Raw genomic sequence first — 8,855 nt, 5'->3', positions numbered from 1 at the left:
GTTGGGGGGCTTGAGGCGGGGGGTTCGGGTTCGGGGGCGGTGAGGGGGGGTGGGCGTGGGGATGGGGGTGCGGGTTCGGGGATGGCTGGGCGTGAGGGCGGTGGTTCGGGGCTGGGGGCGGCTGCCTGTGAGGACGGTGGTTCGGGGCCGGGGGCGGCTGGCCGTGAAGACGGCAGTTTCGCTTCGGGGACGGCTGGGCGTGAGGGCGGTGGTTCGGGTTCGGGGGCGGCTGCCGGTATGGGCCGCGGCTGGACCGTCCACGTGCTGCAAGGCCCCGCCGACGCCCCCGCCCGTACGCCGTACACCCTGCACGCCGACGCGCTGGTCCTGTGCACCGGCGCGTACGACCGGGCGCTGCCGTTCCCCGGCTGGGACCTGCCGGGCGTCGTCACGGCAGGCGCGGCGCAGGCGCTCGCCAAGGGGCAGCGGACGGCGATCGGCCGCCGGGTGGTGGTCTCCGGCACCGGGCCGTTCCTGCTGCCGGTCACCTCGTCGCTGCTCAGCGTGGGCGCACGCGTCCTGGCCGTGTACGAGGCCGGTACGCCCGCCGCCTGGCTGCGCGCGCCCGTCGCCGCGCTCCGCGACGGCAGCGGCAAGTTCCCCGAACTCCTCGCGTACGCCGCCACCCTGGCGCGGCACCGCGTCCCCTACCGGCCCCGCCGGGCCGTTGTCGCCGCGCACGGACGGGACCGCGTCGAGGCGGTGACGGTGGCCCGCCTCGCACCGGACTGGAGCGTCGTGCCCGGTACCGAGCACCGCATCGAGGACGTGGACGCCCTCTGCGTCGGCTACGGCTTCACACCGCAGCTGGAACTCGCCCTCGCCGCCGGATGCGCGCTGCGCGACGGCGCCTGGGTCGCGGTCGGGCCCGCGCAGCAGACGTCCGTACCCGGCGTGTACGCGGCGGGCGAGCCCACCGGCATCGGCGGCGCGGCGCTCGCGGCGGCCGAAGGCGAGCTGGCGGGGCTGGCGGCGGCACGGTGGGCCGGCGCGCCCTCCGGTACGGCGCGGCGCGCCCCGGCCGTCCGGCGGCGGGTGATCGCGGGCCGCCGCTTCGCCCGGTTGCTCGCCGCGACCCACCCCGTACGCCCCGGGTGGCGCACCTGGCCCGACGCGGACACGCTCGTCTGCCGCTGCGAGGAGGTGCCGTACGGGCAGGTGCGTACCGACCTCCTGTCCGCCGACGGCATGCGGACGTTCAAGCTCGCCACGCGCGTCGGGCTGGGCCCCTGCCAGGGCCGGATCTGCGCCCGCAACGCGGCCGGCCTGTGCGGCCCGGACGCCCTGCCCGACCCGCAGACGGCCGACCGCCGCCCGATCGCCCAGCCGGTACGGCTCGCGGATCTGGCCGCGGCGGGGGCGGACGCGGCAGGTACGGAGGCGGCGAGCACGGACGCGGCGAGCACGGACGCGCCGAGCACGGACGCGGCCGGGCCCGACCCCGTACCTGACCCCGTCCCCGAGCCCCCCTCCGATCCCACACCCACCCAGTCCTGAACCCCATCCAGTCCTGAACCGCACCTCCGACCAACCCGCCGTACCGAGAGGACCCGCCATGACGGATTCCGCCACGCCGCAGTCCCGTACGTCCCGTGCCGCCTCCCGTACGTCCCTGACCGGCGTCATCGTCGCCACCGCCCTCCCGTACGCCGAGGACGGCTCCGCGCCCGCCGGGCTGCGGCCCGACCTCGACCGGTACGCCGACCACTGCCGCTGGCTCGTCGACAACGGCTGTCACGGGGTCGGGCCGAACGGTTCGCTCGGCGAGTACTCCTCCCTCACCGACGGCGAACGGCGCGCCGTGGCCCGTACGGCCGTCGCGGCGGTGGGGCGGGACGCGCTGGTCGTGGCCGGTGTGCACGGGGCCGGTGCGCACCAGGCGCGGTACTGGGCGGAGCTGGCGGCCGAGGACGGCGCGGACGGCGTGCTGTGCCTGCCGCCCACCCTCTACCGCGCCAACACCGCCGAGATCGTGCGGCACTTCGAGGAGGTCGCGGCCGTCGGGCTGCCGGTGATGGTCTACAACAACCCGCTCGACACCAAGATCGACCTCACTCCGGAGATCCTGCGGGAGGTCGCCGCGATCGACGGTGTGGTGGCCGTCAAGGAGTTCTCCGGCGACATCCGCCGGGTGCTGCACATCAAGGAGCAGGCCCCCGGCCTGGAGGTGGTCGCGGGCGCCGACGACCTGGTGCTGGAGGCGCTGCTGATGGGCGCCACCGGCTGGTTCGCCGGCTTCCCCAACGTCTTCCCCGCCGAGTCCGTACGCCTCTACGAACTGGCCCTGGAAGGGCGCGTCGCCGAGGCGCGGGAGCTGTACGAGCCGCTGGTCGCCGCGTTCCGCTGGGACTCGCGCACCGAGTTCGTGCAGGCCATCAAGCGCGGGATGGACCTCGTCGGGCGCTACGGAGGGCCCTGCCGGCCGCCGCGCGGCCCGCTGCTCCCGGACCAGCGGCGGCAACTGGACGCGGACATGCGCGGCGCCGTCCAGGCGCTGGAGACCTGGGTGAAAGCGGCCGGGTGATGACGTCCGGCGCCCGGGGATCGTTCGCCGCGCGCAGCGTGCGCACTTTCAGCGCCGTGGACTCGCACACCGAGGGCATGCCGACGCGCGTCGTCACGGACGGCGTCGGCACCATCCCCGGCGCGACCATGGCCGAACGCCGCCGGTACTTCATGGAACACCTCGACCCGATCCGCCAACTGCTGGTGAACGAACCGCGCGGGCACGCCGCGATGAGCGGGGCGATCCTGCAACCGCCGACCCGGCCCGACGCGGACTGGGGCGTCGTCTACATCGAGGTCTCCGGCTGCCTGCCGATGTGCGGGCACGGCACCATCGGCGTCGCGACGGTCCTGGTGGAAACGGGCCTGGTGGAAGTCACCGAGCCGGTCACCACCGTACGGCTGGACACCCCGGCCGGGCTGGTCGCGGCCCGGGTCGCGGTGCGCGACGGGCGCGCGGAACACGTCACGATCCGCAACGTGCCCTCGTACGCGCACGAACTGGACGCCGTGGTGAAGGTGCCCGGCTACGGCGAGGTCCGCTACGACCTGGCGTACGGCGGCAACTTCTACGCGATCACCCCGCTCGCCGCGCTGGGCATCCCGTTCGCCGCCGCCCACCTGGACGACATCATCGCGGCGGGCCTGGCCGTGATGGCCGCGGTCGACGAACGGGACCGGCCCGTCCACCCCACCGACCCGGCCATCTCCGGCTGCCACCACGTCCAGTTCACTGCCCCCGGCACGCCGGGCCCGGACGGCTCCGACTCCCGTAATGCCATGGTCATCCACCCCGGCTGGCTCGACCGTTCGCCCTGCGGCACCGGCACCAGCGCCCGGATGGCCCAGTTGCACGCGCGCGGCGAACTCCCCCTCGACCGGCCCTTCGTCAACGAATCCCTGATCGGCACCCGCTTCCGGGGCCGTCTGGTGGGCACGGACCGGGTCGGCGGGCGGCCTGCCGTCGTGCCGACGGTGACCGGCCGCGCCTGGATCACGGGCACGGCCCGGTACGTCCTCGATCCGTCCGATCCGTTCCCGCGGGGGTTCGTGCTGTAAAGGTGGTGAGGCCATGTACAGGTGAAGGGAAAGCTGTGTTGACGAAGAAGACGGCAGGGGCGGGTCAGGGGCGCGGACTGCGGGGGCTGCGGCTTCTCGCCGTACCGCTCGCGGTGCTGGCGCTGCACGCCGGTACGGGGGCGGCCGTGGCGCAGTCCCAGCTCGACGGGGACACGGCGGCAGGCGCCCCGGCTTCCGCTCCGGCCGTACGGATCACCGAGGGCCAGGTCCGGGAGACAGGTCCCGGCGGCACGCTGCTCTACCCGAGCGTGACCAGCTGCCTGACCGTGACGGTCCGCCTCGCGGACGGCGGCCTGGTCGGCGCGCACGCCAGCTTGTTCCAGGTGCCGGGGGAGTACCGCTCCGACCGCATCCTCGGCGCCCTGCGGGACCGGGTGGGCGGCCGGCGTGTGACGGCGGTCGAGGTCAGGGGCGCGGTCGGCGCCTGGCACCCCGGCTACTTCACGAAGGCCGTGGAGAGCTACGGGGACGGGGAGACCGTTCCGTATCCGACGCGTCCGGACCCGGAGGGCCTGGCGGCGGCGGTGGCGGACGGCCTGGGGCAGCCGCGCGCCAAGGTCACGGTGACGGATGTGCCGGACGGGGACCAGACGGTGCGCTGAGGGCCCGGCCGGAGGGGCGGGGCGGTGAACGCCCCGCCCCAACCTGTTGACTAGGCATATTCAACACCTCAAGATGTGAATAGCTCGATCCATTCGCATCGACGTCAGGGAGGCACGGCCCATGTCAGGACCGCGACCCGTGCGGGCACCGCGCGGTACGGAACTGAGCGCCCGGGGATGGCAGCAGGAAGCCGCGCTGCGCATGCTGCAGAACAACCTCGACCCGGAGGTCGCCGAGCACCCCGACCAGCTCGTCGTCTACGGCGGCACCGGCAAGGCCGCCCGCGACTGGCGCTCCTTCGACGCGATGGTGCGCACGCTGACCACGCTCAAGCAGGACGAGACGATGCTCGTCCAGTCGGGCCGACCGGTCGGCGTCATGCAGACGCACGAATGGGCGCCGCGGGTGCTGATCGCCAACTCCAACCTGGTGGGCGACTGGGCCAACTGGGAGGAGTTCCGGCGCCTGGAGGCCCTGGGCCTGACCATGTACGGCCAGATGACGGCCGGTTCGTGGATCTACATCGGCACGCAGGGCATCCTCCAGGGCACGTACGAGACGTTCGCCGCCGTCGCCGCGAAGCGGTTCGACGGCTCGCTCGCCGGGACGATCACGCTCACCGCCGGGCTCGGCGGCATGGGCGGCGCCCAGCCGCTCGCCGTCACGATGAACGGCGGCGTCGCGATCTGCATCGACTGCGACCCGCGCGCCATCGAGCGGCGCATCGAGCACCATTACCTGGACGTCAAGGCCGACAGTCTCCAGCACGCCCTCCAGCTCGCCGTCGAGGCCCGTGACCAGCGCAAGCCGCTCTCCATCGGTCTGCTCGGCAACGCCGCGGAACTGCTGCCGCGCATGCTCGCCGACGGCGCGCCGATCGACATCGTCACCGACCAGACCTCCGCCCACGACCCCCTGTCGTACCTCCCGCTGGGCATCGACTTCGCGGACATGGCCACCTACGCGGCCGAGCAGCCCGCCGACTTCACCCACCGGGCCCGCGAGTCGATGGCCCGGCACGTCGAGGCCATGGTCGGCTTCATGGACGCCGGGGCCGAGGTCTTCGACTACGGCAACTCCATCCGCGGCGAGGCGGAACTCGCCGGATACAAGCGGGCGTTCGCCTTCCCCGGCTTCGTGCCCGCCTACATCCGGCCGCTGTTCGCCGAGGGCAAGGGCCCGTTCCGCTGGGCCGCGCTGTCCGGCGACCCCAAGGACATCGCCGCCACCGACCGGGCGATCCTCGACCTCTTCCCGGAGAACGAGTCCCTCGCCCGGTGGATCAAGCTGGCCGGCGAGCGGGTGCACTTCCAGGGCCTGCCGGCCCGAATCTGCTGGCTCGGCTACGGCGAGCGCGACAAGGCGGGCGAGCGCTTCAACGACATGGTCGCCGACGGCACCCTCCAGGCCCCGCTGGCCATCGGCCGCGACCACCTGGACTGCGGTTCGGTGGCGTCCCCGTACCGGGAGACCGAGGCGATGCTCGACGGCTCCGACGCCATCGCCGACTGGCCGCTGCTGAACGCCATGGTCAACGTCGCCTCCGGCGCCTCGTGGGTGTCCCTGCACCACGGCGGCGGCGTCGGCATGGGCCGCTCCATCCACGCCGGCCAGGTCACGGTCGCCGACGGCACCCCGCTGGCGGGCGAGAAGATCCGCCGCGTCCTGACCAACGACCCGGGCATGGGCGTCATCCGCCACGTCGACGCCGGATACGAGCGCGCCGACGAGGTCGCGGCCGAACGCGGCGTCCGCATCCCGATGCGGGAGGGCGAGTGACCTCGTCGGAGGTGGGCGGTCCGGAGGCGGGCGGTCCGGATGCGGGCGGTCCGGATGCGGGCGGCTCGGTGGGGGCGGACAGGCCGGCGGCGGAGGCGGCCAGTACGGGCGGGGCGTCCTTCCACGAGATGCGGCGGGACGCCTCGGCGGGGGCGGGCGGCTCGGCGGAGGCGGGCGGCCCGGCGGGGGCGGACAGGCCGACGGCGGACGCGGCCGGTACGGGCGGGGCGTCCTTTCACGCCATGTGGCGCGACCTCGCCGCCATCGGCCGCCACTCCGGCACCGGCGGCTACCGCCGCTACGCCTGGACCGGCGCGGACGCCGACTGCCGGGCCTGGTTCGCGGACCAGGCCCGCGCCCGCGGACTGGCCTACGAGGTGGACCGCAACGGCAACCAGTGGGCCTGGCTCGGCGCGGCGTCCGCCGCGGACGTGGCCGCGGGCGACGCCGTGGTCACCGGCTCCCACCTGGACTCCGTCCCGGACGGCGGCGCCTTCGACGGACCGCTCGGCGTCGTGTCCTCCTTCGCCGCGCTCGACGAACTCCGCCGCCGGGGCGCCACGCCCGCCAAGCCCCTGGCCGTCGTCAACTTCGGCGACGAGGAAGGCGCCCGCTTCGGCCTGGCCTGCGTCGGCTCCCGGCTCAGCGCCGGACAGCTCACCGTGGAGCGGGCCCGTGAACTGCGGGACGCCGACGGCACGACGCTGCCCCGGGCGATGGAGCGGGCCGGCTACGACCCGGACGCCATCGGCCCGGACCCCGACCGGCTCTCCCGCATCGGCGCGTTCGTCGAGCTGCACGTCGAGCAGGGCCGGGCGCTCGATCTGACCGGCGACCCCGTGGGCATCGCCTCCGCCATCTGGCCGCACGGCCGCTGGCGGTTCGACTTCCACGGCGAGGCCAACCACGCCGGCACCACCCGGCTGGCGGACCGGCGCGACCCGATGCTCACCTACGCGGCGACCGTGCTCGCCGCCCGCGAGCACGCCGAACTGGCCGGTGCGCTGGCGACCTTCGGCAAGACCAGCGTCGAGCCGAACGGCGTGAACGCCATCCCGTCGCTGGTCCGCGGCTGGCTGGACTCCCGCGCCGCCGACCAGGACACGCTGGACACCGTCGTCGCCGCCATCGAGCGGGCGGCCGCCGAGCGCGCCGCGCGCGACGGCGTCGACGTCCGCGTCACCCGGGAATCCTTCACCCCCGTCGTCGAGTTCGGGCACGCGTTGCGGGACGAGCTGGCCAAGATCCTCGGCCGGGCGGCGGACGGCCGTCCGGGCGGCGCCCGCGAGGTGCCCGTGCTGGGCACCGGCGCCGGACACGACGCGGGTATTTTGTCCGCAAGCGTCCCCACCGCCATGCTGTTCGTACGCAACCCCACCGGCGTCTCGCACTCGCCCGCCGAACACGCGGCCGAGGACGACTGCGTCGCCGGGGTGACCGCACTCGCCGACGTACTGGAGGGCCTGGCGTGCAGGTGACGCCGCAGGAACCCGCACCGACCCCGCGAACCGGCGACGGGCCGCGGCCGGCCGCCCCGAAGACGTACTGGCTGGAACACGCCTGGCTCGGCAGCCACGTCGAGCCGGGTGTGGCCGTGGACGTGGACCCGGCGGAAGGGCGCATCGCCGCCGTACGGACCGAGGTCCCGGCCCCGCCGCCCGGCGCCGTCGCCCTGCGCGGCCTGACGCTCCCGGGACTGGCCAACGCCCACTCGCACGCCTTCCACCGGGCGCTGCGCGGCACCGTCCAGGTCGGCTCGGGCACCTTCTGGACCTGGCGCGAGGTGATGTACCAGGTCGCCTCCCAGCTCACCCCCGACTCCTACTACGCGCTCGCGCGGGCCGTCTACGCGGAGATGGCGCTGACCGGCATCACCTGCGTCGGCGAATTCCACTACCTCCACCACGGTCCCGGCGGCACCCGCTACGCCGACCCCAACGCGATGGGCGAAGCCCTGATCGCCGCCGCCGACGAGGCCGGCATCCGCATCACCCTGCTCGACACCGCCTACCTCTCCTCCGGCTTCGGCGCCGAGCCCAACCACCACCAGCTGCGCTTCTCCGACGGCACCGCCGACGCCTGGGCCGAGCGCGCGTCCGCCCTGAAGGAGGGCAGGCCGCACGCCCGTATCGGCGCGGCCGTGCACTCCGTACGGGCCGTGCCCGCCGACCAGCTGGGCACCGTCGCGGAGTGGGCCGGGCAGCGGCAGGCACCGCTGCACGTCCACCTCTCCGAGCAGACCGCCGAGAACGACGCCTGCCGCGAAGCGCACGGCCGCACACCCACCCAACTGCTCGCCGAACACGGCGTGCTGGGCCGCCGCACCACCGCCGTGCACGCCACCCACTTGACCGGCGAGGACGTACGGCTGCTGGGCGCCGCCACCACCGGGGTGTGCATGTGCCCCACCACCGAACGCGACCTCGCCGACGGCATCGGCCCCGCCGTCCAGCTCCAGGCCGCCGGCTGCCCCCTGTCGCTCGGCAGCGACAGCCATGCCGTCATCGACCTCTTCGAAGAGGCCCGCGCGATGGAACTGGACGAACGGCTGCGCACCCGCACCCGCGGCCACTGGACGGCCGCCGCCCTGCTGCGCGCCGCCACCGCCGACGGCCACGCCGCGCTGGGCTGGCACGAGGCCGGCGCCATCGAGCGCGGCGCGCTCGCCGACCTCACCACGATCGCGCTGGACTCCGTACGCACCGCGGGCCCACGGCCCAGGCTGGGCGCCGAGACGGCGGTATTCGCCGCCTCCGGGGCGGATGTGCGCCATACGGTCGTCGGCGGCCGTCAGGTCGTACGCGACGGGGTCCACACGCTCGTGCCCGACGTCCCCACCGCACTGGCCGAGGCCATCGAAGCCGTACGCGGCTGAACCCGCGGCCGAA

The 8,855-nt window shown here is 74.7% G+C and carries 7 protein-coding genes; all 7 read left to right on the top strand.

The genetic code is table 11. The annotated features are described in order from the left end of the window. The first annotated feature begins 237 nt into the window (after nt 1-237). The 7 genes from ADK86_RS01595 to ADK86_RS01565 all read left to right on the top strand — a co-directional run bounded on the left by ADK86_RS01595 (nt 238) and on the right by ADK86_RS01565 (nt 8,842). On the top strand, nt 238-1,497 hold the full coding sequence (locus tag ADK86_RS01595; protein WP_053694896.1) for an FAD-dependent oxidoreductase: 1,260 nt from the start codon (nt 238-240) through the stop codon (nt 1,495-1,497). 58 nt (nt 1,498-1,555) lie between these two features. Then, nucleotides 1,556-2,524, top strand: coding sequence for a dihydrodipicolinate synthase family protein (locus ADK86_RS01590; RefSeq protein ID WP_053694895.1), 969 nt, complete (start codon nt 1,556-1,558; stop codon nt 2,522-2,524). Further along, on the top strand, nt 2,524-3,564 hold the full coding sequence (locus ADK86_RS01585; RefSeq protein ID WP_053694894.1) for a proline racemase family protein: 1,041 nt from the start codon (nt 2,524-2,526) through the stop codon (nt 3,562-3,564). The genes ADK86_RS01590 and ADK86_RS01585 overlap by 1 nt, the downstream gene beginning before the upstream one ends. 35 nt (nt 3,565-3,599) lie before the next feature. Beyond that, on the top strand, nt 3,600-4,187 hold the full coding sequence (locus ADK86_RS01580; RefSeq protein ID WP_053694893.1) for a hypothetical protein: 588 nt from the start codon (nt 3,600-3,602) through the stop codon (nt 4,185-4,187). Nucleotides 4,188-4,308: 121 nt separating this feature from the next. Next, entirely contained in the window at nt 4,309-5,967 is a 1,659-nt protein-coding gene (gene hutU, locus ADK86_RS01575) for a urocanate hydratase (protein WP_053694892.1), read from the top strand. Between the two features lie 242 nt (nt 5,968-6,209). Continuing rightward, nucleotides 6,210-7,445, top strand: coding sequence for an allantoate amidohydrolase (locus tag ADK86_RS01570; RefSeq protein WP_053694900.1), 1,236 nt, complete (start codon nt 6,210-6,212; stop codon nt 7,443-7,445). Then, nucleotides 7,436-8,842 carry a formimidoylglutamate deiminase gene (locus ADK86_RS01565; protein ID WP_234345632.1) on the top strand — a complete coding sequence of 469 codons (1,407 nt, stop codon included), beginning with the start codon at nt 7,436-7,438 and terminating at the stop codon, nt 8,840-8,842. Before ADK86_RS01570 ends, ADK86_RS01565 begins: the two co-directional genes overlap by 10 nt. The last annotated feature ends 13 nt before the right edge of the window (nt 8,843-8,855 follow it).

This window comes from Streptomyces sp. NRRL F-5755 (assembly GCF_001279365.1).
Taxonomy (GTDB): Bacteria; Actinomycetota; Actinomycetes; order Streptomycetales; family Streptomycetaceae; genus Streptomyces; species Streptomyces rimosus.
Note: the sequence above shows the minus strand (reverse complement) of the source record. Positions and strands in the feature narration are given on the sequence as shown.

Coding starts and splice junctions, on each gene's coding strand:
- ADK86_RS01595 (WP_053694896.1), top strand. CDS start 238: ATGGGCCGCGGCTGGACCGTCCACGTGCTGCAAGGCCCCGCCGACGCC.
- ADK86_RS01590 (WP_053694895.1), top strand. CDS start 1,556: ATGACGGATTCCGCCACGCCGCAGTCCCGTACGTCCCGTGCCGCCTCC.
- ADK86_RS01585 (WP_053694894.1), top strand. CDS start 2,524: ATGACGTCCGGCGCCCGGGGATCGTTCGCCGCGCGCAGCGTGCGCACT.
- hutU (WP_053694892.1), top strand. CDS start 4,309: ATGTCAGGACCGCGACCCGTGCGGGCACCGCGCGGTACGGAACTGAGC.
- ADK86_RS01570 (WP_053694900.1), top strand. CDS start 6,210: ATGTGGCGCGACCTCGCCGCCATCGGCCGCCACTCCGGCACCGGCGGC.